Here is a 21,534-nt window from a genome sequence, read left to right on the forward strand (position 1 = left end):
ACGAGTATGGATCGGGTTCCGGCGAGTGCGCAAACCTCCACTGTCCACAACGGATCCGCGGCCGCGCGGCTGCGCGCCGAGCTGGCCGCGCTCGCCGAGTCGGCCGCCCTCGGCGCCGGGACCACCGGCGCGGACGACGCGCTGCTGGCCGCGATCCAAGCCGCGCAGCACCTCGCCGACGCGCGGAGCGCGCCGGGCCCGGCGCGTCCGGAATGCCTGCGCGCCGCCCAGCACTGTCTCCGGGCGGCGTCGCTGGCCACCCGGTTCGCCATCGTCGCGGCGGCCGACGACTGCCGCCTGCCCCGATGACCGTTAGGCTCGCGGCATGGGCCGACCGGACTCCGCGACCGCAAAACGTGCACGCGTGACAGAACTCGCCGAGGCGCTCCCGGAAGTGCAGAGCAAGGGCGAGCAGCATGTCGCGTACTCGGTGCGCGGGAAGAACTTCGCCTACTTCCTCGACGACCACCACGGCGACGGCAAGATCGCGATCGCGTGCAAAGCCGCGCCGGGCGCGCAGGCCGAGCTGATCGAGCAGGAGGGGGAGCGGTTCTACGCGCCCGCCTACCTCGGCTCCCGCGGCTGGGTGGCCCTCGACCTGGAAGCGGGCAAGGTCGACTGGACCGAGGTGCGCACGATGCTGGCCGACGCCTACCGGCTGCTGGCGCCGAAGAAGCTGTCGGCACAGCTGGCCGGCCAGTAGCCCCGGCCGGCCGCATCGGTCCGGCAGGCTTCGGCTGGCGCGGCGGACCGGACGCCGCGGCCGCCCGGCACCCTCGGCTCCCGGTCAGTAGCCCGGCGGCGCCTCGAACCCGCCGGTCAGCCGCTCGACGACCCGGGCCACCGCGAGCGCCTTGCGGTCGTGCCACCGGGGCGCGATCACCTGCACCCCGAACGGCAGCCCGGCGGCGCTGCGGCCGAGCGGGACCGTCGTCGCGGGCAGGCCGGACAGGCTGGCCGGGGTCGCCCAGGCCATCTGGGCCAGATACGGCGCCTTCCGGCCGTTGACCTCGAGTTCCCGGGTGAGCGGGGTCCCCGCCGTCTGGTGGGCGAAGGCGGTCAGCGGCGCGGCGGGCGTGAGCACCGCGTCCGCCTCGGCGAACACCGCGGCCCACCCGGCGGTGATCCGGGCGCGCCGCTCGTCCAGGTCCTGCCATTCCCGGTAGCTGAGCGTGACCGCCCGGCCCAGTTCCACCGCCGGACGGCGGTCGTCGGGCGAGGCACGCCGGGCGATCCGCCGCAGCCGCCGGAAAACCGGTTCCGGGAAGCTCGGGGCCAGTACCGCGAGCAGCAGCCGCGCGTAGGTCTGGTGGATCTCGTACAGCGGGCGCGGCGGGCGCAGCTTGCGCAGCACTCGGACGCCGAGGCCGGCCAGTTCCCCGGCGAGTTCGTCGAGCGCGGCCCGGATCTCCGGGTCGGTGCGCAACGCCGGATGCTCGGCCCACACCGCCAGGCGCAGCTCGCCGGTGCGCACCGCGGCGGCGGGGAGCGTCCCGCCGGGCACTCCGGCCAGGTCGGGGCCGACGAGCACGTCCAAGGCGAGTTCGAGATCGGCCACGCACCGCGCCATCGGGCCGGGCGAGCCCAGCGGCGGCACCGCGAGGGTGCCGGGCGCACCGGGAATGTGCCCGCGCGCCGGGACGGCTCCCCGGGTCGGGAGATGCCCGCATACCCCGCAGAAGTGCGCGGGGGAGCGGATCGACCCGGCGACGTCGCTGCCCAGCTCCAGGGGCGTGAGCCCGGCGGCCAGCGCGGCGGCCGAACCCCCGGACGATCCGCCGGGCGTCCGGGCGAGGTCCCACGGATTGCCGGTGGTGCCGTAGACGTCGTTGCAGGACTGGAAATCCCCGGCGTAAAGCGGCGTGTTGGTCTTGCCGAACACGACAGCTCCGGCGGCCCGCAGCCGGGCCACCGCGTCCGCGTCGCGCTCGGGCAGGTGTCCCGCCAGTTCCGGGGCTCCGGCCGTGGTGACCAGGCCGGCGGTCTCGAAAGTGTCCTTCACCGTCATCGGGAGCCCGTGCAGCGGGCCGAGCCGGAGCCCGCGCGCGGCGGCCGCGTCGGCGGCCTCGGCCTGTGCCCTGGCGCCGGCGACGTCGAGAGCCACCACGGCGTTCAGCGCGGGATTGTGCTCCTTGACCCGGCTCAGGAAGTACTCCAGCGCGGCGGAGCTGCTGACGCGTCCGGCGGCCAGGTCGGCGACCAGTCCGGTCGCGGTCGTGCGCACCGGCTCAGTTCGCGACGCAGGCGAACAGCACCGGGTCGACCGGCGATTCCGAGCCGCCCGCGTACTGGCCGGCGATCCGCAGCCCGGCTTCGGCGAACAGGTCGCGGTACTGGTCGACGGTGCGCTCCCGCCCGCCGACGGTCACCAGCATGCGCAGGTCCAGCGCGGTCATCGCGAACCGGTTCGCCGGCGTCACCGGAGCCTGCATGACCAGCACCGTGCCGTGCGATCCGGCCGCATCCGCGCATCGGCGCAGCAGTGCGACCGCGCGCTCGTGCGGCTCCTGGTGGACGATCAGCGAGAGCAGGTAGGCGTCCGCCCCTTCCGGCAACGGGTCGAAGTAGCTGCCCGGCGCGCCGCTCACCCGGTCGCCCAGCCCCGCTTCGCCGAGCGATTGTTCCGCCCTGGCCACGATTTCCGGCAGGTCGACGAGCGTCGCCCGCAAGTGCCCGAAGGCCAGCAGCAGCCGCCGCAGCACCGCGCCGTGCCCGCATCCGACGTCCACCACCTGTTTCGCCGACGCCCAGTCGAACCCGCCGGTCACCGTCGGCTCCGACCACGCGCCGAACATCTCGTGCAGATGCTCGAAGCCGGTCACCAGTTCCGGGTGCGCGACCGTGTCCGTCCACAGCGGAGCGCCGAAGGTCTTCTGGTACCCCGGTTCCCCGGTGCGCACCGAGTGCAGCAGGTTGGCGCAGGAAGAATCGCTGCGCCCGACGAAGGTTTCCAGGTCGAGGGTGGCCCGCAGCCCGGCCGGGTGGTCCTCGCGCAGGACGGCGCCCGCCGCGGTGACCCGGTAGGAATCGCCGTCGGCGGCGAACAGGCCCGCCACGCAAAGGTGGTCCAGCAGTCGCGCGAGCGCGGCGGGATCGGCCCCGGCCGATTCGGCGAGCGCGGCGGCGTCGCGGGAGCCGGCACCGATCAGATCGGCGAGGCGCAGGGTCGCCGCGCAGCGGACAGCGAACGGCGTGACCACGTCGGTCAGCGCGGGGAAATTCACCGCCGGGGCCTCCTCGGATCCGGCGGCGCTGTGCTCGGTGGTCGACATGACACCTCGGTTTCGGCGCGGGAAAACGGGAACTGGCAAGCGAAAGAGCGCGGACCAGGAGAGGCCAGCGTATCGGCGCGGCTGCCCGACTGGGGACAATCAGCAGTTGCACACCGCGCGGTTTTCCGGGGACGGGCGGGTGTTCTACCTTCAGCACCGGTTGTTTGCCGCGGTTCGCGTCCGGCCGCGCCCCTGCAGAGGAAGCGGAAACTCCATGACCTCAGTGCACACGTCCCCGGCCGGTGTCTCGGCCCCGCCCGGGCCGGCCGCGTCGAAATTCGGCCAGACCCGCAATTTCGTCCGGGACCCGATCGATTATCTCGACGGCCTGCACCGCCAGTTCGGCGACATCTTCACGGTGACGCTCGTCGGCATGCCGCCGATCGTCTACGTGGCTAACCCCGAGCTGGCCCGGCAAGTCTTCGCGACCGACCGCAGCGTCGGCGAGGCGGGCAAGACCCGGGCGGATTTCCTGCAGCGCATGGTCGGGGACAACTCGATCCTGGTCGAGGACGGCGAAAGCTGGCTGCGTCACCGGAAACTGCTCGGGTCCGCCTTCCACGCGCGCTACCTGCAGCGCTACCGCGAGCAGATCGCCGAGATCGCCGCGGCGGAGGTGGCGCGGTGGACCCTGGAACAGGAACTGGTGCTGCGGCCCCGGATGCAGGTGATCGCGCTGGACGTGCTCCTGCGCGTGGTGTTCGGCATCCACGACCTGGAGCGGGTCGCGCAGCTGCGCGAGATGCTGCCCCGGCTCACCGCGGCCGCGGCGCGGATGGAGACCGTCGCGTTCGTGCTGTCCCGCGCGGCCTGGACTGGCCTGGAATCGATGCTGCGCAAGATCCCCGGCAGCGCGGCCGCGCGGTTCGCGGTGGCCAGGGCCGACGTCGACCGGATCCTCTACGACGAGATCGAGCGGCGGCGGGCCGCCCCGGACATCGCCGAGCGCACCGACCTGATGTCGCAGCTGCTGCGCGCGTCCGACGACGACGGCGAGAAGATGACCGACCTCGAACTGCGCGACGGGCTGATGACGTTGCTGGAGGCGGGATACGAGACCACCGCGACCGCGATGGCGTGGGTGTTCGAACGGCTGGTGCGCCATCCGCGGGTGCACGACCGGCTCGTCGAGGAGGTCGACAAGGACGACAAGTACCTGGAAGCGGTGATCAACGAAACGCTGCGCACCCGCCCGATCGTCCCGGTGATGCCGCGGGCGCTGTCGGGCGATCTGGAGCTGGCCGGCTATCACATCCCGGCCGGCTGGTGGGTGGCGCCGTCGGTGCCGCTGCTGCACGGGCGCGAGGCGTCGTTCGACGACCCGGAGGTGTTCCGCCCGGAACGGTTCCTGGACACCGACCTGCCGCGCGGGACGTTCCTGCCCTTCGGCGGCGGACGGCGGCACTGCCTTGGCGCGCAGTTCGCGATGCTGGAGATGAAGGCGGTGATCCCCGAGGTGATCAAGCGGGTCCGGCTGCGCACGCGCGCCGGCGCGCCGCCCGAGCAGCAGCGCGGCTCGCACGTGCTGCTGACGCCGTCCGAAGGGTGCTTGGTGATCCCCGGAAAACGGTGACCACGCGAGGAAAAAAGGGGACCTGCGCGGGCAGGTCCCCTTTTTCGCGGCCGGGTCAGCGCAGCGCGGCGGCCAGCTTCGCGGCCGGCGCGTCCGGCGCGGCGAGCATCCCCTCGGCGAGCACGCGATACGAGCGCAGCAGCCCGCGCACCCACTCGCGGTCGAGCTGGTTGCGGTCGTAGGAGAGCCGGACGTCGAACCGGTCCTCGCGGGGGATCACGGTGAGGTTGAGCCCGAACCGGCTCAGGCCGTGGTCCGGGCGGAACGTGCCGATGCGCAGCCCGGTGCCGGAATCGATCGGCGACCACGAACCGGGCTTGCGGTCCGGCAGCATCTGGAAGACCACCTCGTTGACCCGTCCCGGTGTCCGCTGCAGCCGCGACATCGGCAGCATCTGGCAGGGCACCGCCTGGTGGGTGGTGGCGTCGAGCACGGTGCGGCGGGTCGTGCCGAGCAGGTCGGCGAACGGCCGGTCCGGATCGACTTTCGCGCGCAGCACCAGCATGTTCGCGAAGAACCCGACGGTCGAGGTCACCTCGCGGCGGGTCCGGTTGGCGAAGAACGACGCCACCGCGAGGTCGTCCTGCCCGGTTTCGTGGTTGAGCAGCAGGTAGTACAGCGCGAGCAGCACCGAGAACAGCGTGTGCCGCCTCCGCTGCGAAAACTCGCGCAGCCCGCCGGCGGTTTCGGCGGACAGCGAAAGGGTTTCCAGCCCGGGGGAGGGCCGGGGCGAGCCCTCCGGGGCCAGCCACGGCAGCGGAGCCAGCCGCATGCCGTCGAGCTGTTCGCACCAGAAATCCTGGTGTGCGCGCAGTTTCCCGGATTTCTCCTGGCCGGCCTGCCAGGTCGTGAAGTCGGAGTACTGCCACGGCGGAGCATCCGGGCGGCGGCCGCCCAGCAGCGCGATCAGGTCGGCGATCACGATGCCGCAGGACCACGCGTCGGAGACGAGGTGATGCATGTTCACGCACACCACGTGGTCTTCGCGGCCCAGCCGCCACCAGCTGGTGCGCACCGGCTCGCGCCCGGGGTCGAGGCCGGCCGCCTGTTCGGCGCGCAGCAGCGCGCGCATCTCCTCCTCGCCGCCGGAAACGTCCACAACCGACAGTGCGGCGCGGCCGCCGCGGTCGTCGTGCACGTGCTGCAGGAGGTTCCGGCCGTCGCGGGAAAGCGTGGTGCGCAAGGCGTCGTGCCGGCGCACCAGGTCCGCGAGCGCCCCGCGCAGGAGGTCTTCGGAAAGCCTTCCGGAAATCCGGAAGGTGGCGGGGCAGTTGACCGAGGAAGTCTCGGAACGGTAATGCTCGAGAAACCACACCAGCCGCTGGCCGATCGAGGCCGGGAAATGCGCAGTGCCCATTTCCCGGAGTCTAGCCGGAGCGTGCGGCGATTCCGGCGAAGTCGTTGCCCGCCAACCTGAACGCTTCATCGGCGGCCCGCGCGGTGGTACTGATGAGCTATGTCTGATGCCACGCCGGCCGGCCGGCGCACTTCCGTCCTCGTAGTCGGTGCCGGCTACGCCGGACTCACCACCGCGCTCTTCCTCGCCTGGCGGGGAATCCGGGTCACGCTCGTCGAGCGCCATCCCGACACCTCGGTCCAGCCGAAAGCGTTCGGGATCGTGCACCGCAGCATGGAACTGCTCCGCCAGATCCCCGGCCTGGCGGAGCGGATCGCGGCCGCGAACGTGCTCGACTTCGCCGCCGAGGCCACCATCACCATCGGGCGCGACCTGCGCGACGAGAACCAGGTCGAGCTGCTCGTCGGCGGCGACGACGTGATGAAGGAACTGGCGTCGATGACGCCCGCCGCGTTCGGCGCGCTGCCCCAGTCGAAGATCGAATCCGTGCTGCGCGCGACTGCCGAGGAGCAGGGCGCCGAGCTGCTTTTCGGCCACCGCCTCGAATCCTTCGAACAGGACGCCGACCAGGTGCGCGCGCGGGTGCGGGACCTGGGCTCGGGCGAGGAGTTCGCCGTCGAGGCCGACTACCTCGTCGCGGCCGACGGCTGGCAGGCCCCGGTGCGCGAGCAGCTGGGGATCGGCACGCACGGGCTCGGCGAGCTGTGGCGGTGCCGCACCATCCTGTTCAATGCCGATCTCGACGACCTGCTGGCCGGGCGCAAGGCGCTGCTGACCTACCTGCAGAACGAGCACTTCTCCGGCCTGTACTCGTATCTGGAGAACGCGATCGAGGTCTTCGGCGTCTCCGGCGCGCACCTGCTGGGCGTGAACTACTACCCGGAGCGAGGCGACCGCGACGAGGACTTCACCGACGAGCGCTGCGTCGAGCTGATCCGCGTCGCGACCGCGACGCCGGAGCTGGAGGTGGAGATCACCGACCAGTCGACGTTCGTGATCGCGCACCGGGTGGCCGACGAGATGCGCCGCGGCCGGGTGTTCCTGGCCGGCGACGCCGCGCACGTGATGCCGCAGACCGGCGGGCTCGGCGGCGCGACCGCGCTGCAGGACGGCCACGACCTCGCCTGGCGGCTCGCCGCGGTGCTGCACGGGCACGCCGGTCCGGCGCTGCTCGACGGGTACGCCGCGGAACGGCAGGAGATCGGCGAGTCCACCGCGGACCGCCAGCTCGCCCGGCTGGCCGACCGGATGGCCCCGCACCTGCAGGGCAAGTACCCGTTCCCGCCGGAGGTCCCGGCGCAGTGGGAGCACCTGGGCTACCGGGTCGCCTCGGCCGCGGTGCCCGGCGCGGAACGCGGGCGCCAGACGCTGCTGGAGGACCCGGCGACAGCGACCGCGGAGCCGGGCAGCCGGGCCCCGCACGTGCTCGTGGACAAGGACGGCACGCGGATGTCCGTGCTGGACCTGACGGGGCGCGGGCACGTGCTGTTCGTCGGCTCGCCCGGTTCCGGCTGGCTCGCCGCGGCCAAGGAGGCCGCCCGGACGCTGGACGTGCCGCTGCCCGCTTACAGCCTCGGCGGGGACCTGACCGACGACACCGGGAGCATGCTGCGGCGCTACCGGCTCGAGCCCGGGGCCGCGGTGCTGGTGCGCCCGGACGGGTATGTCGCGTGGCGGGCGGACGAGGAGTCCGCGGACGCCGCGGCGGAGTTCGGCCGGGCATTGGCGACAGTGCTGGCCAGGACCGCCGCGGGCTGAGGAGGGCGCGACGTGGTGCGGATGGTCATCGTCGGCGCCGGGATCGCCGGTCTGTCCGCGGCGTTGTTCGCGGCCCGGCGCGGGCACGAGGTGGTGCTCGTGGAGCGCGACGCGGCGCGGCCCGAGGGCGGCGCGGACGAGGTGTTCGCGTCGTGGCGGCGGCCCGGGGTGCCGCAGTTCCGGCATTCGCACAAGTTCCTCGGCCGCGCGGTGGGCGTGCTGCTGGAAGAGGAACCGGCGCTCGTCGCCGAACTGCTGGCCGCGGGGGTCCGCAAGACGCCGGTGAACCGGTTCGACGCGGGCCGCGGCGAACCGGCGGAGTACGCGCTCGCCGCGCGCCGCCCGGTGTTCGAGGCGGTGCTGCGGCGGGCCGTCGAGCGCCGGTCGGGCGTGGAACTCGTGCTGGGGCGCCGGGTGACCGGCCTGCGGGCCGACCGGAGCGGCGAGTCGGTGCTGGTGCGCGGCGTCGAACTGGACGACGGCCGGCGGCTGGGGAGCGATCTGGTGGTGGACGCCTCCGGGCGGCGCTCGCCGGTGCTGCGCCGGATGCTCCGCGCGCGGCTGCCGCCGCCGGAAACGCAGCACTGCGGATTCGTGTACCTGAGCCGGCACTACCGGCTCAGCCCCGGACGCGAGCTGCCGCCGATGGACCGGCCGCTGGCGTTGCACCTCGGTTACGCCGCGGCACTGGTCTTCCCCGGGGACAACGACACGTTCTCCCTGTCGCTGACCTTCGCCACCGAAGACCGGCTGCGGCACGCGTTGCGCGATCCGCGGGTGTGGGACCGGTTCGTCGCCGCGGTGCCGCACACCGCGCGCTGGGCCGAACGGGGCGTGCCGCGCGGCGGCGTGGACGGCATGTCCGGCATCGACAACCGCTGGCAGCGGATGCCCGCCGCGGACGGCCCGGCGATCGGCGGGCTGGTTTCGATCGGCGACGCCGCGATCCAGACGAATCCCACCTACGGCCGCGGGGCCGCGATGGCGATGATGCACGCGCAGCACCTGGCGCGGAGCGCGGGGGAGGCCGAGGGCGATCCGGCGGGCTACGTCGCCGGGTTCGGCGCGTGGACCGAACGGCATCTCGGCGTGTGGTTCCGGGCGCAGCTGGCCGCGGACCGGACCGGCGTCGCCAGGATCGAGGCCGGGCTGCGCGGCGCCCGGCACGAGGACACGCGCGATCCGTTCGCCCGGCTGATGGCGGGCATGGAGGCGATGGCGAGCGAGGACGAGGTCGTGGGGCGGGGGCTGGGCCGGATGGCGCATCTGCTGATCACCCCGGCCCAGCTGCTCTCGGACCGGGAAGTCGTCCGCCGGGTCACCCGCAGGCTGGGCGAGACGGCCGTGCCGGAACCGCGCGCGCAAGGGCCCAGCAGGGCGGAATTCGAATCGCTGGTCGCCTGCTGAGGGCGGCCGCCGGGAAGGACGGCAGCGTGCGCACTGACGAACCGGCGGGGTGCCCGTTCACCTCCGCCGCCGACGAGGACTTCGACCCGTTCAGCGGCGCCTACCACGAGGACCCGGCGGAGGCGCTCGCCGCGGCGCGCGCGGACCGGCCGGTGTTCTACAGCCCGCGCATCGACCACTGGATCGTGACCCGCTACGCCGACGTGCAGCGCGTTTTCGCCGACGCGGCGACGTTTTCCGCGGCCAACGCGATGGACTCGATCCGGCCGCCGGGCCGGCGCGCGCTGCGGGCGCTGGTGCGGCACCGGTTCGCCGGAGCCCCGGTGCTGGCGGTGGAGGACGAGCCAGGGCACCGACAGCGCCGCCGCGCGCTGGCGCGGCCGTTCACCCGGGCCCGGGTGAACGCGTGGGAACCGCGGATCCGGGCGCTCGCCGCCGGGCACATCGACCGGTTCGCCGAGCGCGGGCACGCCGACCTGATGGCGGAGCTGCTGTGGCCGGTGCCCTCGCACGTGATCCTGGCGTTCATGGGGATTCCCGCCGAGGACATCCCGGCGGTGCACGAGTTCTCCGTGTCGCAGGCCCGGTTCACCTGGGGCGAGCCCACCGAGGAGGAACAGGAGCGGTCGGCGGACGCGCTGGGCCGGTACTGGGAGTACACCGGGGGATTCGTGGCCCGGCTGCGCGAACAGCGCTTTCCTCCGGGCTGGATCGGCCACGCGGTGCGCGCCCAGCGGCGCGACCCCGAGCTGTTCTCCGACAACTACCTGCGGTCCCTGGTGCTCAACGGATCGACCGCGGCGCACGAAACGACCGCCGGCGCCGCCGCGCACGCGGTGCGCGAACTGGCGTCCCGTCCCGGCCTCTGGGCCGCCGTGGCCACGGACCCGCGGCTGGCCGCCCGCGCGGTGGAAGAAACGCTGCGCTACCGGCCGGCGGTGGTGTCCTGGCGGCACCGGGCCCGGCACGCCACGACACTCGGCGGGGCGGACCTGCCCGCCGGGGCGAACCTGCTGCTCGTCACGGCCTCGGCGAACCGCGACGAACGGGCCTTCGACCGTCCCGGCGAATTCGACCCGCACCGCTCCGGCGCCCGGCGGCACCTGACCTTCGGCGACGGCGACCACGTGTGCCTCGGCGCGCACCTCGCCCGGCTCCAGGTGCGCGTGCTCGTCGAGGAACTCGCCCGCCGCTTCCCGGACTTGCGCCTCGAACCGGCTGATGCGGCAGGCGACGTGCCCAACACGTCGTTCCGCACCCCGGCGCGGCTGCCCGCGCGGTGGCCGGTCGCACGCCCTGTCCCGGACCCGTCCGGGACTCTAAAATCGTTGCCATGACTGAGAAATCTTCCTTCTTCCCGTGTCTGCTCTACCGGGACGCCGCGGCCGCGATCGACTGGCTCAAGGAGACCTTCGGGTTCACCGAGAACTTCCGCGTGCCCGGCCCGGACGGCAGCGTCGTGCACGCCGAGCTGGGCTGGCGCGGCGACACCGTGATGGTCAACTCGGCGGGCGACGGGCCGCGGCTGGCGACCGAGATCGGCCAGGCGGGCACGTACCTGGTGGTCGACGACCCGGACGCGCACCACGCCCGCGCGGCGGCCGCGGGAGCGGAGATCGTGCGCGAGCTGAAAGACGAGGACTTCGGCGCGTCCCGCGGCTACGCCGCGCGGGACCCCGAGGGCAACGTGTGGGTGATCGGCACCTACCAGCCGGGCACGGTGCCGGTTCCGCCGCCTGCGTGACCGGTCGCCGGGCGGACCGGCTAGAGCCGGTCCGCCCGCTCCCGCACCGCGGTGCCGAGCATCTGCTGCCCGGCCGACGCCAGCAGCCTGCCCTCCCGCGTCCACACCGAGCCGCGGCCGTGGAACGTCCCGCGGTGCGCGGCGGTCCCGGTCGTTTCCACCAGCAGCCATTCGCTGTCCGAGCCGGATCCGTGGAACGCGACGTAGAGGTCGATGCTCGGGGCGAACAGCACCGTTTCCCGCTCGGGGAACGCGTTCATCACGGCGGGCCATTGCAGGCTGTCGAGCAGGATCACCGAGCGCCCGGCGTCGACCCAGCAGTCGTCGAAGCGCCGGCGCGGCTCGAACCGAGCCCAGCAGCGCACCCGGGGCTCGCCGTCCGCCCCGCCGGTGCGCCCGGAAATCTCGCGCAGGGTCACGTTCCGGTGCCAGGCCGGGACTCCGCGTCCTTCGGCGGCGAGATGGGTGCGCAGATCGGGCACGCCGTCCGGCCCGGGAGCCCGCGGGGCGGGCGTCCAGTCCGCGTTGGGCCCGGCCAGACCGGACTGCGCCGCCCAGACCAGCGCTTCCAGCACCGGTCGATCGGCTCCTTGCTCCATCCGCACTCGCACGGCGGTCGCGCGTCGCGACGCCCGCAGCACCTCCGTCCGCACGTGCACCGGCCCGAATCTCGGCCGGGCGAGGAACTGGCAGGACAGGCTGACCGGGAGCGCCTGCCCGGCGTGCGCGGCCGCCGCGCGCAAGGCGATCGCCGCGAGATAACCGCCGTTCGGGCCCATGAGGTCCCAGTCGCGGCTCAGCTCGGCCCGAAAGCGATGTTCGCCGGGTTCCGCGGGCAGTTCGGCGAGTGCGGTGTCCTCGGCCAGGTCTCCCACGCCGTCACTCCGTCGCCGCGGACGCCCGCTCGGCGGGCACCGCCTGGCCCGGCAGCAGGAAAGCCACGAGTGTTCCGGCGAGCAGCAGCGCGCAGCCCACGAGCATCGCCCGGGTGTACCCGGCGGTCAGCGTCTCGGCCGCCGGGCCGGTGCGGCCCGCCGTGGTGGTCGCGGCGACCGCGGTGAGCACGGCGAGTCCGAGCGCGCCGCCGAACTGGCGCGTGGTGGAGATGATCCCGGACGCCAGGCCCGCTTCCGCCGGCTCGATCCCGGACGTCGCCGCGGCGGTGACCGGCACCATCACCAGGCCCATCCCGAGCCCGATGGCGAGCGTGGGGCCGAGCAGGTCGGCCGCGAAGCCGCCGCCGGCGGGGCACTGGGCCAGCCACGCCGTCCCGGCCGTCGCGACCAGCCCGCCCGCGATGAGCAGCGGCTTCGGCCCCCGGGCGGGCAGCAGTTTGGTGGAGATCCCGGTGCCCGCGGCGATGGCGACCGACATGGGCAGGAAAGCGAGGCCGGCCCGCAGCGCGTCGTAGCCGAAGACCCGTTGCAGCAGCAGCGAAACGAAGTAGAACACGGCTACCGTGCCGGCGCCGCCGAGCGCGGCGAACAGGTTGGCCGGCCCGACGTTCCCGCGCCGGAAGATGCCCAGCGGAACGATCGGCCGCGGCGCCCGGGTTTCGGCGACCGCGAACGCCGCGAGCAGCAGCACGCCAGCCACGAGCGGGACGAACACCGCGGGCGCGCCCCACGAATGACCTTCGAGCTGGGTGACCCCGAGGATGACCGCCGCGAGCCCGGCGGTGACGGTGACCGCGCCGGCGAAGTCCGGCCTGCCCCGGTCGCGTCCGGGGACGAACTCGGTGAGCGACCCGAGGGCGAGCAGCAGGATGATCGCGCCGAGCGGCACGTTCACGAACAGCACCCATTGCCAGCCCGCCGCCTGGGTGAGCACGCCGCCGATCACCGAGCCGACCGCGCCGCCCGCGGCGGCGGTCGCGCTCCAGACGCCGATGGCCTTGGTGCGCCAGGCCGGATCGGCGAATCCGGTGGTGACCACAGTGAGCGTGGCCGGAGCGAGGACAGCGCCGCCGAGGCCCTGCACCGCCCGGGCGACGACCAGCCACGTGCCGTTCTGGGCGAAACCGCCGAAGAGGCTCGCCGCGATGAAGAGCACGAGCCCGCACAGGAACATCCGGCGGCGGCCGAACAGGTCGGCGAACCGGCCGCCGAGCAGGAGGAAACCGGCGAAGGCGACGGCATAGGCGTTGACCACCCACTGCAGGCCCGCCGGGCTGAGCCCGAGGCTGTCGCGCATGCTCGGCAATGCCACGTTCACGATGGACACGTCCAGCACGACCATCAGCTGGGCGAGGCACGCGACTGCGAGCACGGCGCCGTTGCGCGCGGGTTTCCCCGCGGGTGTCCGTCCGCTTTCGGCCATGACAGTCCCTCCAGAGGAGATCGGCTTGCCTTATAGTGGCGGCGGAACCGACGCCGCCGCAACGAACGACCGGGGGAATCGAGATGGCAGGCAACGACAATGCCGGATTCCGCGGGATCGGCCCGTACTTGTACTACGAGGACGCGGCGGCCGCGCTGGAATGGCTGGCCGAAGCGTTCGGATTCACCGAGGTCGCGCGGTACGCCGACGAGGGCGGCATCGTGCGCGAAGCCGAAATGCGAGCGGGCGACGCGCCGGTCTCCCTGCACGGCGCGGATCCGGGTTATTGGGCAGAACAGGGCGTGCCCGGTCCGGTGGGGCACATGTGCATTGTGTACGTCGACAATGTGGACGCGCAGTGGGAACGGATTCGCGCGGCCGGCGTCAACGGGGTCGCTCCGGAGGACAAGCCTTACGGCGCGCGGATCGCGATGGTCACCGATCCCGGCGGGCACCAATGGACGTTCTGGCAGCACCTGAGCGACACTGTCGAACTGGACGAGGGATGGAGCGAGATCAAGGCCGAGCGACCCGGGCTTTGAGCCGCTGGGCGGTCGCCGCCGAGAGCACGCGGAACCACGCTTCCGCGTGCGCGCACGCACGCGCGGAATCGTCCGCGATCGTCGCTTCGGCGCGCACTTGCCCCGCGTCGCGGGAGAGCACGGTGCCCCGCACGGAGTAACCGGAGCCGATGCGCAGAGGACGCCGGAAGTCCGTCGTCATCGAGGCCGCCACGGCGAAATCGCCCGTTTCGCTCACCACCGCCCAGGCCATCGCCTCGTTCAGCACTGCGAGCGCGATCCCGCCGTGCACGAAGGTCGGCGCGCCGGACTGGTTCTCGCCGAAGCTGAACCGGGCGTGCACGACCTTCGCGACGTCGTCGTAGTCGAAGGGGATGCGCAGCCCGGATTCGTTGGTGGGACTGCAGACGAAACAGTGGGTTTCCCGATGCGTCGTCCCGGTGAGCCTGTGCACGGTCATGGACGAGCCTCCCGCAGCAACCGTTTCTTGTCTGTTTTGTGCGCGCCGGTCATCGGAAGGCCGGCGACGACGTCAAGCCGGTCCGGCAGTTTGTACGCCGCCGCGCCCTGTTCGTGCAGGAAGGTACGCAGCTCTTCGAGTTTCGGCGGTGTCGCGGCGGGCACGACGAACGCGCGGATCCGTTCGCCGAGCACGGGGTCCGGTTCCGCGACCACCGCTGCTGCCGCCACCCCGGGGTGGCGTTCCAGCAGCGCTTCGAGCTCCTGCGCGCCGACCTTCTCGCCGCCGCGGTTGACGATGTCCTTGATCCGTCCCGTCACTTGCAGCTCACCGCGCGGGGTGAGCCGCACCAGGTCGCCGGTACGGAAGAATCCGTCCGGGGTGAACGATCGCGTGTTGTGCGCGTCGGCCCGGTAGTAGCCGCGCAACGTGCACGGACCGCGGTAGAGCAGTTCGCCCTCTTCGCCTGGTACGACAGCGTTTCCGTCGTCGTCGACCACCAGCAGCTCGTCCGCGGCGAACAGGGGAGTGCCCTGGGTGGTGGCGACGGTGGCGGCCGGGGCGCCGGGGCGAGTGCAGCACAGCACGCCCTCGGCCATCCCGAACCAGTGGGTGATCCGGCAGCCGGCATCGGTCATCTCCCGCGCGAGCTCCGGGCGCAACGCCGCGCCGCCGACCTCCAGCAGCACCTTCTTCAAATCGGCCCCGAACAGCGGGGCAAGCTCGAACCACACCGGCAGAAGTGCCGGCATGAGCGTCGTCAGCGTGACGCCTTCGGCCTCGATCAGCGGCAATGCGTCGTCGGGACTCGGCGTCGGACTGAGCACCACGCGTCCGCCCGCGCGCAGGGTGCCGAGCACGCCCGGACAGCCGAGCGCGGCGTTGTGCCCGGCGGGCAGCGCCGCGAGATACACGCTGTTTTCGCCCGCCGAAAGCACTTCGGCGCAGGCGCGCAGCTGACAGGCGTAATCGTCGTGGGTCCGGGGGATCAGCTTCGGCACATCGGTCGTGCCGCCGGACAACAGCAGGAACGCCACGTCTTCGCCGCGCGGCGAAGGCAGCGGCCGCGGCGGGGCGGAGATGTCGGCGAGCCGGCGGTACGCGCCCGGATCTCCGTCCGTCACGACGAATTCGAGGTCCGGGGCGTTCGCGCTGACCTCTCCGGCCAGTGTCCGGTAGTCGAATCCGCCGTGCTCGGCAGGCCCGAAATACGCGCGGGCGCCGGTGAGTTCGGCAAAGCAGCCGATTTCCAGTGCGCGGTGCGCGGGCAGCGCGAACACCGGCACGACGCCCAGTCGGAACAGCGCCAACGCGACTTCGACGAACGCGACCGTGTTCGGCAGCTGCACGATGGCCCGGTCGCCGGGACGCAGGCCGAGTTCGGCGAGCCCGGCGGCGAGTTCGTCGGCTCGCCGGTCCAGTTCGGCATACCCGACGCGGCGGTCGCCGCTGACGACCGCGATCCTCGCGCCGTCGCGGCGTGCCCAGCCCCGCGCGAGGTCGGCCAGTGTCTCTCCGGTCCAGTAGCCCTCGGCGCGGTACCGGGCGGCGAATTCCGGCGGCCACGGCTGTGCTCCGGCCAGCATGGGCGGTCCCCTCCCGGTCAGCTTGCGGTGATCGACTGCGGAGGACCGGCAGTTGCACGCCCGGCCGTCGCGCCGGGCGCGGTCCGGCCGAGGAACCACAGGTCGATGCCGCTGACGGTGACGGTGCGGTCGAGATTCCAGCCGAGCGCGCGGTAGAAGCGGACATTGGCCTCGGTGTCGGTCTCGCCCCAGGACGCGCTGCCGTCGGCGTCCATGATGTCGATCAGCGCGCGCATCAGGGATTCGCCGATGCCGCGGCCCTGGAACCGCGGTTCGACGCCGACCGGTCCGACGTGCCAGTGCGGTGCGGCGAGGTCGTGCAGCACGTAGTGGGCGCGCACGTAGTCGCCGATCGCCGGATCGCCGGCGGCGGGCGCGGCCCCGGCGGTGATTTTCGCGGCGTCGCCGGGAAAAGTGGTGCCGATGCAGTGTCCCGGCGGACTCGCGGCAGCGGTGCCGACGAGGCAGCCGCGGTAGAACGCGCCGAGCTGCGGGGGCGCCTGCCGGTGGAAGAAGGCGGTCCACACCGCTTGCATCCCGGCCAGCCGGTCGAGCGGCTCCGCCCCGAACATCGCGTACGTAGTGGGGTTGTCGCGCATCGCGCGGGCGGTGAGCCCGGCGGCGGCGAGCCGTTCGGTCTTGCGCAGTTCGCGGATTTCGAGCCGGGGAAGGTCGTCCGGCGGCGGCGGTAGCTGAGGCACCCGGACACGGTAGAACCGTCCGCCGCAGGTGGGCCAGCACTGTGCAAACGGGGAAGACGTTCGCCCGCAACGGGATTCGAGCCGTTGACAGCTGGTGACCGGACTGTCACCGTTGCTGTTTGCCGACATCGGCGGAATGTTGCCAAATCACCGTCGGCGTTCTTGATCAAGAACCTCTCTGTCCCTTGTGAAAGGAGCTTCTCCCGCATGTTTCGCGATCGTCAGAAACATCTGCCCCTGCCGGTGAAAGCGGCCGGTCTGCTCGCCGCCGCGGCGGCCGCGGCCGTCCTCGGCTCCGTCCCCGCGTCGGCGGCCGGCCCCGCGGTTTCGGTGGCCCCGGCGACCGGCCTGGCGGACGGCCAGCAGGTCGCCGCCACCGGCACCGGCTTCCACCCCGACACGAACGCCTTCGTCGGCCAGTGCGCCACGGTCGACTCGAAGATCCTCTGCAACAACGACACACTGACTCAGGTGAAGTCCGACTCCTCCGGAACCGTGAAGCAGTCGCTCGCCGTGCACACCCAGTTCACCGGCACTGACCCGGAAACCGGCAGCCCGGTGAGCACCGTCGACTGCACCAAGGTCTCCTGCCGGATCGGCATAACCCAGGACCACCAGACCGGAGCCAGCGCAGTCATCTCGTTCACCTGACAATGACTGTGCGGCGCGGTCCCCGAACCGCGCCGCACAGCCCCGCTTCGCTGCCCGCAATCCCGAGCGCGGCACGGAACCGCTGCGCGCGAATCGGTACCAGGCCGCGGCAATCTCCGAATCGCGGTATCGGGTTCAGGAGCTGACGGGCGGCGGAGGACTCCGCGAGCCGGCTTGGGGACAGGTCCGGTTTGTGCCGCGCTGCTGCCCTTCGCCGCCGGGTCAGTCATTCGGATTCCGTCTTTTCGTTGTGCGTTCAGCAGGTGAACCGCAGTCCGGTTCCCAGATGTGTCAACGGTTCGGTCAGTCGCTGTTCCTCATCGGACAGGTGTACCCCCGACGAGTCCGGCAACGCCCGCGGCCGGTGCGGCGCCGAGCTGGGCGTGGGGCGAACTGGCGCAGCTGGGGCAGGTTGATGTCTTCTCCGGTGGAGCGCGCGAACCCGAGACGGCGGTAAGTGCCGAGCGTCCGGCCGGTTTGCCGCACCCGAGCTTGCGCAGCCGTGATCGCGGCCCGGTCGTCGTTGCCGTTCAGGTGCTCCACCGGCCAGCGGCGGCCGTCCCCTCTTCGATCGCTGGGGTGCGCAACCGAAAGCCCTCTGCCGCCTCGGGCACGGTGTGGCATCGCCAACGGGTTGAACCGCGACGGGATTCCGTGTCCCTCGGCGCGCATCGTCTCGCGGATGGGCGGCAGAGCAGCACGATCCGGTCAATTCTGGAGTGACGCGGTTCCGGCGCGCGTCGGCCGACCGGGTTGTCTGGTCGCGCAAGCTGGCGCGAGGACCGAAGGCGACGTACGCGTTTCGCGGGCGAGTCCGGTGCGGTCGCTGCAAGCGCAAGCGGAGGGAACGCCAAGGGACGCCCGGATGCTCGTTCCCGGATCACCCGAAGAACATCTACCTGCCGGAAGCGGTGTTGCTCGGGCCGTTGAACAGCTGTATCAACGACGCGTTCTCGGAGGATCAACGTGACACAACTGTGGACGCGATGCTGGGCGTCGCCGGCGAGGTGAACATCAACCCGCAACGCACGGCGGATGCTCAGCGGCGGCCGCCCAGGCCAAGACCCGGTTGGCGAGGCTTACGCAGGCCATCGAGCCCGGTGCGGACCTGGAAGCGCGGATCGAACCGCTGAACCGCGCGAGGGAAGAACGCGCCGCGGCGGCAGAGGAGCTGGCGAGGACTCCGGCCGGTTCAGAGCTGGGGAGAGCGGATGTGGAAGCGCTGGCCGACTCACTGGCGGATGCGATCAGCGCGAGCCCGGCCCGGCTGCAAGAGCTGTACGTGGAAATCGGCGTGGAGCTGGTCTATGACGCGAAAGAGCGGATGGTCGTTGTGACCATCCGTCCCCCCGTGGGGTTAATGCGTGTGTCCGTGGGGCGAGTTGCACGCTACCGGCACGCCTCCAAATCGCCACTTGAACGGCGGAGATCTGCGGTGGGGTTCGTCCGGGCCTGACTGGCTGTGCGCGCGGGGGCTCTGACGCCGGGTAAGGGCCGTATCGGCATGTGGCGTTATCCAACCTGTGCGAGCACGCTGGCCGGTTCATTGGCGCGCGGCTGACGACTCTCTACCGCCAAGTCGACGCAGGTCGTGACTATGAGTTACATCACTGCTCGGTCGAAAGGTGCCTCAGCTGGTGAGGCGTTCATGTGGTTGACGGCCGGGAGACCCGTCCCCGTCGTGTCGGCCGCAGAACTGTCAGTGGTCGTCTCTAGAGTGGCGGGGTGACCGTGACCGCTTCTGTACCGACGATCAACTACGGCGAGATTTTCACTCGTCGCTGGGTTGTCGACGTGCTGCTCGACCTCGCCGGCTACACCGTCGATCGCGACCTCGGCTCGCTGCATCTGCTCGAACCGTCGTGCGGATCCGGGGCGTTCCTCGGCCCGGCGGTCGAACGTCTGATCTCCTCGGCGCAAGCCCGAGGCCGAGACCTGGCGCTGCTCGGCGACGCCGTCCGTGCGTATGACTTGCAGCCGGAGCACGTGAAGACCGCTCGTCGCCTTTGCCGTGACTTGCTGGCGGCCGCAGGCGCGTCGAAGGGCACAGCTGACGGGCTCGCGAAGACCTGGGTGCGCCAGCAGGACTTCCTGCTGCCTGGCGTAGACGACTTGGCCGCGGATGTCGCCGTCGGCAACCCTCCGTATATCCGTTACGACGATCTGGACGTCAGCACGGCGGCCGAGTATCGCCGCGCCTGGAAGACGATGAAGGGTCGTGGAGACATCTACGTGGGCTTCTACGAGCGATGCCTCGCGATGCTGAAACCTGGCGGCCGGGTTGGCTTCATCTGTGCCGACCGCTGGATGCGGAACCAGTACGGCGGGGTCTTGCGGGACCTGGTGTCGTCCCGGTATTCGGTCCAGCACGTCTGGACTATGCATGACGTTGACGCGTTCGAGTCCGAAGTCTCAGCCTACCCGGCGATCACGGTGCTGGCCAATCACCCGCAGGGCACGGCGGTCGTAGCGGACACGACTGCTGCGTTCGGCGAGTCTTCGGCGCAGGCGCTGGTGAAGTGGTCGCGTGACGAATCTCTGACGCACTTCACCGACACTGGAGTTCGTGCCCACTGCCTTCCCCATTGGTTTCCGTCTGGTGAGATGTGGCCGACCGGTTCGCCGGCGCGCCTGGCCCTGATCGAACGGCTCAACGACGGCTTCGCTTCGCTGCACAACGCGGCCACCGGTACGCGCGTTTCCATTGGTATCGCCACTGGTGCCGACAAGGCATACGTCACAAAGGACGCTGACGCGGCGGAGGAGTCCCGAATGCTGCCGCTCGCGATGCGGCGAGACCTGATGTCGGGTTCGTTCGAGTGGCAGGGCAACTACCTGGTGAACCCGTGGGACGCTGAGGGCAACCTCGTCGATCTTGCCGACTACCCGCGTCTCGCCGCCCATCTGAGCGCGTACCCGGCGATCAAAGATCGATTCGTCGCGAAAAAAAACCCTGGCAGTTGGCATCGCACCATCGATAAGGTGAACGCTTCAATCATCGGCAGGCCGAAGCTGCTGCTGCAGGATATGAAGGCGCGTATCCACCCGGTTCTGGAAAACGGTAGGCACTACCCGCACCACAACCTCTACTATGTCGTTTCGGACACGTGGGACATGGAGGTTCTGGGGGGGATCCTGCTGTCCCGGATCGCGCAGGCCTTCATCGAGGCGTACTGCGTGCGGATGCGCGGCGGAACCCTGCGGTTCCAAGCTCAGTACCTCAAGCGCATTCGCGTTCCTGACCCGGCCATGATCGACGCTGACGACGCTGATGAGCTGCGGCGGGCATTCAAAGCCCGCGACGTCACTTTGGCGACGACTGTTGCAGCGAAGGTCTATGGAATCGACCCCGCGAAGTACGAGCTCGACGAAGGTGGAGGCACCGATGTCGCCTGATGTTATGCCTCTTCTGGTTAACTGGTGGAAGGCTAAGAGTGCGGCAGTTGCGAAACTCGATGCTCAAGGTCGATCGGGCATCGGTGCCCAGGCTCGCGACGCCAAGCACATGCAATCGCTTGCTGTGTTCGTGCGTCAGATGTTCATAGACGCCGGCCTCAGTGAAGACGAAGTCACGACAGATACGGTGATCCCGGGCTACTTCCGGAGGTCGAAGAACTGGGATGTTGTGGCACTTCATAAGGGTCATCTGGTAGGCGTCGTGGAGCTTAAGTCTCAGGAGAATAGTCCGGGAAACAACGCGAATAATCGCATTGAGGAAGCCATTGGCAGTGTCGTTGATGCGAAAACCGTGCAGGACATTAGCGAGAACTTCGGTAAACTCGGAGTCTGGGCCGCATGGTGCATGACGTTCAATCGTGACTGCGAGCCCCGGCGTCGCAACGGAGTGCGGTCGAAGCATTTCCCTCTCGACCCTGAGTTCGTGCCATTTTCATATGCCAGTCAATATGGAAAAGCCATCGAGAGACTGATCGCTAGGAATCTTTATCAGGCGGGCTGGATGGTCAGAACATGGGTGAATGACGATGGCACTGTCGGCTACGACGAGCCGATTTCCACAGCCACAGCAGAAACGCTGGCGATGCAGATTGAATCGCGGGTCAAGTTCGCGGTCCAGGCTCTGCGGGACGAGTAGATGATCACCGCATAAGTGGCAATGGCACGTTGAATGTGCTGGCCAAGTCGACACGCGGTCCATTGTCGAACTGGCAGCCCAGGGGTGGTGTC

20 protein-coding genes are annotated in these 21,534 nt (G+C 71.0%); 12 read left to right on the forward strand and 8 right to left on the reverse strand.

Going from position 1 to position 21,534, the window contains the following annotated elements; genetic code table 11:
- Positions 1-6: 6 nt before the first annotated feature.
- Together BM362_RS24470 and BM362_RS24475 are read left to right on the forward strand one after the other, a co-directional pair.
- A complete protein-coding gene (locus BM362_RS24470; RefSeq protein WP_067588303.1) occupies positions 7-309 on the forward strand; it encodes a hypothetical protein in 303 nt (100 codons plus the stop codon).
- Between the two features lie 55 nt (positions 310-364).
- Entirely contained in the window at positions 365-703 is a 339-nt protein-coding gene (locus BM362_RS24475) for an MmcQ/YjbR family DNA-binding protein (protein WP_167545416.1), read from the forward strand.
- A gap of 84 nt (positions 704-787) precedes the next feature.
- On the opposite strand, the gene BM362_RS24480 is transcribed toward BM362_RS24475, so the two are convergent.
- Together BM362_RS24480 and BM362_RS24485 are read right to left on the reverse strand one after the other, a co-directional pair.
- Positions 788-2,224 carry an amidase gene (locus BM362_RS24480; protein ID WP_093574673.1) on the reverse strand — a complete coding sequence of 479 codons (1,437 nt, stop codon included), beginning with the start codon at positions 2,222-2,224 and terminating at the stop codon, positions 788-790.
- 4 nt (positions 2,225-2,228) lie between these two features.
- A complete protein-coding gene (locus tag BM362_RS24485) occupies positions 2,229-3,272 on the reverse strand; it encodes a methyltransferase (protein ID WP_093574674.1) in 1,044 nt (347 codons plus the stop codon).
- A gap of 214 nt (positions 3,273-3,486) precedes the next feature.
- Between BM362_RS24485 and BM362_RS24490 the strand changes: the two genes are divergently transcribed.
- Positions 3,487-4,845: a cytochrome P450 gene (locus BM362_RS24490; RefSeq protein ID WP_067588290.1), complete on the forward strand. Its 1,359-nt coding sequence runs from the start codon at positions 3,487-3,489 to the stop codon at positions 4,843-4,845.
- Positions 4,846-4,900: 55 nt separating this feature from the next.
- Here the strand turns inward: BM362_RS24490 and BM362_RS24495 are convergent, their stop codons facing one another.
- Entirely contained in the window at positions 4,901-6,202 is a 1,302-nt protein-coding gene (locus BM362_RS24495) for a condensation domain-containing protein (protein WP_167545417.1), read from the reverse strand.
- Between the two features lie 99 nt (positions 6,203-6,301).
- Here BM362_RS24495 and BM362_RS24500 point away from each other — a divergent pair, with 99 nt between their 5' ends.
- The 4 genes from BM362_RS24500 to BM362_RS24515 are packed head-to-tail and all read left to right on the forward strand — an operon-like array spanning position 6,302 to position 11,111.
- Positions 6,302-7,960, forward strand: coding sequence for an FAD-dependent oxidoreductase (locus BM362_RS24500; protein ID WP_067588287.1), 1,659 nt, complete (start codon positions 6,302-6,304; stop codon positions 7,958-7,960).
- Positions 7,961-7,981: 21 nt separating this feature from the next.
- Positions 7,982-9,367: an NAD(P)/FAD-dependent oxidoreductase gene (locus tag BM362_RS24505; RefSeq protein ID WP_244287271.1), complete on the forward strand. Its 1,386-nt coding sequence runs from the start codon at positions 7,982-7,984 to the stop codon at positions 9,365-9,367.
- A gap of 26 nt (positions 9,368-9,393) precedes the next feature.
- Positions 9,394-10,704 (forward strand): cytochrome P450, encoded by a 1,311-nt coding sequence (locus BM362_RS24510; RefSeq protein WP_093574677.1) that lies wholly within the window; start codon positions 9,394-9,396, stop codon positions 10,702-10,704.
- Positions 10,701-11,111, forward strand: coding sequence for a VOC family protein (locus BM362_RS24515; protein ID WP_067588281.1), 411 nt, complete (start codon positions 10,701-10,703; stop codon positions 11,109-11,111). The genes BM362_RS24510 and BM362_RS24515 overlap by 4 nt, the downstream gene beginning before the upstream one ends.
- Before the next feature lie 20 nt (positions 11,112-11,131).
- On the opposite strand, the gene BM362_RS24520 is transcribed toward BM362_RS24515, so the two are convergent.
- Both BM362_RS24520 and BM362_RS24525 read right to left on the reverse strand, forming a co-directional pair.
- Positions 11,132-11,986, reverse strand: a complete 855-nt coding sequence (locus tag BM362_RS24520) for a thioesterase family protein (RefSeq protein WP_093574678.1) — start codon at positions 11,984-11,986, stop codon at positions 11,132-11,134.
- A gap of 4 nt (positions 11,987-11,990) precedes the next feature.
- On the reverse strand, positions 11,991-13,430 hold the full coding sequence (locus BM362_RS24525; protein WP_067588277.1) for an MFS transporter: 1,440 nt from the start codon (positions 13,428-13,430) through the stop codon (positions 11,991-11,993).
- A gap of 83 nt (positions 13,431-13,513) precedes the next feature.
- On the opposite strand from BM362_RS24525, the gene BM362_RS24530 reads away from it, so the two are divergent.
- Entirely contained in the window at positions 13,514-13,972 is a 459-nt protein-coding gene (locus BM362_RS24530) for a VOC family protein (protein WP_067588604.1), read from the forward strand.
- Here the strand turns inward: BM362_RS24530 and BM362_RS24535 are convergent.
- The 3 genes from BM362_RS24535 to BM362_RS24545 are packed head-to-tail and all read right to left on the reverse strand — an operon-like array spanning position 13,947 to position 16,698.
- Positions 13,947-14,411: a PaaI family thioesterase gene (locus BM362_RS24535; protein ID WP_093574679.1), complete on the reverse strand. Its 465-nt coding sequence runs from the start codon at positions 14,409-14,411 to the stop codon at positions 13,947-13,949. The genes BM362_RS24530 and BM362_RS24535 overlap by 26 nt on opposite strands.
- Positions 14,408-15,997, reverse strand: coding sequence for a (2,3-dihydroxybenzoyl)adenylate synthase (locus tag BM362_RS24540; RefSeq protein ID WP_067588269.1), 1,590 nt, complete (start codon positions 15,995-15,997; stop codon positions 14,408-14,410). Before BM362_RS24540 ends, BM362_RS24535 begins: the two co-directional genes overlap by 4 nt.
- Positions 15,998-16,014: 17 nt before the next feature.
- Complete coding sequence (locus BM362_RS24545) at positions 16,015-16,698, reverse strand: GNAT family N-acetyltransferase (protein WP_167545418.1); 684 nt, start codon at positions 16,696-16,698, stop codon at positions 16,015-16,017.
- A 207-nt stretch (positions 16,699-16,905) separates the two neighbouring features.
- Here BM362_RS24545 and BM362_RS24550 point away from each other — a divergent pair, with 207 nt between their 5' ends.
- The 4 genes from BM362_RS24550 (at position 16,906) to BM362_RS24565 (ending at position 21,442) form a co-directional block, all read left to right on the forward strand.
- The gene (locus BM362_RS24550; RefSeq protein WP_093574681.1) at positions 16,906-17,349 is read left to right on the forward strand and encodes an enediyne antibiotic chromoprotein; all 444 of its coding nucleotides are present in this window, start codon (positions 16,906-16,908) and stop codon (positions 17,347-17,349) included.
- Between the two features lie 1,213 nt (positions 17,350-18,562).
- A complete protein-coding gene (locus tag BM362_RS46910) occupies positions 18,563-18,805 on the forward strand; it encodes a hypothetical protein (protein WP_143132476.1) in 243 nt (80 codons plus the stop codon).
- Positions 18,806-19,074: 269 nt separating this feature from the next.
- Complete coding sequence (locus tag BM362_RS24560; RefSeq protein WP_093574683.1) at positions 19,075-20,745, forward strand: Eco57I restriction-modification methylase domain-containing protein; 1,671 nt, start codon at positions 19,075-19,077, stop codon at positions 20,743-20,745.
- A complete protein-coding gene (locus BM362_RS24565; protein WP_093574684.1) occupies positions 20,735-21,442 on the forward strand; it encodes a PaeR7I family type II restriction endonuclease in 708 nt (235 codons plus the stop codon). The genes BM362_RS24560 and BM362_RS24565 overlap by 11 nt, the downstream gene beginning before the upstream one ends.
- Positions 21,443-21,534: the final 92 nt, after the last annotated feature.

The sequence above is a fragment of the Amycolatopsis rubida genome (genome assembly GCF_900115345.1).
Classification (GTDB): domain Bacteria; phylum Actinomycetota; class Actinomycetes; order Mycobacteriales; family Pseudonocardiaceae; genus Amycolatopsis; species Amycolatopsis rubida.